The 526-nt window shown below is 65.6% G+C and carries 1 protein-coding gene; it reads left to right on the top strand.

Going from position 1 to position 526, the window contains the following annotated elements:
• Positions 1-526 (top strand): sodium/proton-translocating pyrophosphatase (locus QF777_12205; protein ID MDP6912287.1); only part of this gene is annotated, 526 nt, incomplete at both ends.

Genomic DNA, 526 nt, shown 5'->3' with positions numbered 1-526 from the left:
TTCCACAACCGCCCCGATTTGGTGGCGCAGGACGGCAAGACCACGCTCAAGGACTGCATCGTCATGGCGTCGAACGGCGAGCCCATTCCTCCCCACATGGACGTGACCCCCGACAGCAACAAGTGCGTCGAGATCTCGACGCGTTCTTCCGTAAGAGAGATGATTGCGCCGGGCACCTACGCCGTCCTCGCGCCGTTGTTTGTTGGCTTCCTCGTCGGGCCCGCGACTTTGGTCGGCGTCTTGGGCGGCGCCATCGTGAGCGGCGCCATGGTCGCCATAATGATGAGCAACGCCGGCGGCGCCTGGGACAACGCCAAGAAGTACTGCGAGAAGGACGGCACGAAGGGCCTGTCGAAGGAGAAGAACGACGACGGGTCGGCCGCTGCGTCCTTTGGTATTCAACTTGCGCGCGTCGCGGGGAGCTCCCTACGCCGTCGGCGCGCCGCCGCTCACCGCTGTCGCCCGCGCAGCTCGCTCAAGTACCCGCGCAAGAAGGCGCACTACGACGCCTGCGTCGTGGGCGACA

Source organism: Acidimicrobiales bacterium (assembly GCA_030747595.1).
In the GTDB taxonomy this organism is placed as follows: domain Bacteria; phylum Actinomycetota; class Acidimicrobiia; order Acidimicrobiales; family MedAcidi-G1; genus UBA9410.
The sequence above is the reverse complement of the archived record's forward strand: the minus strand, read 5'-3'. Positions and strand labels throughout refer to the sequence as shown.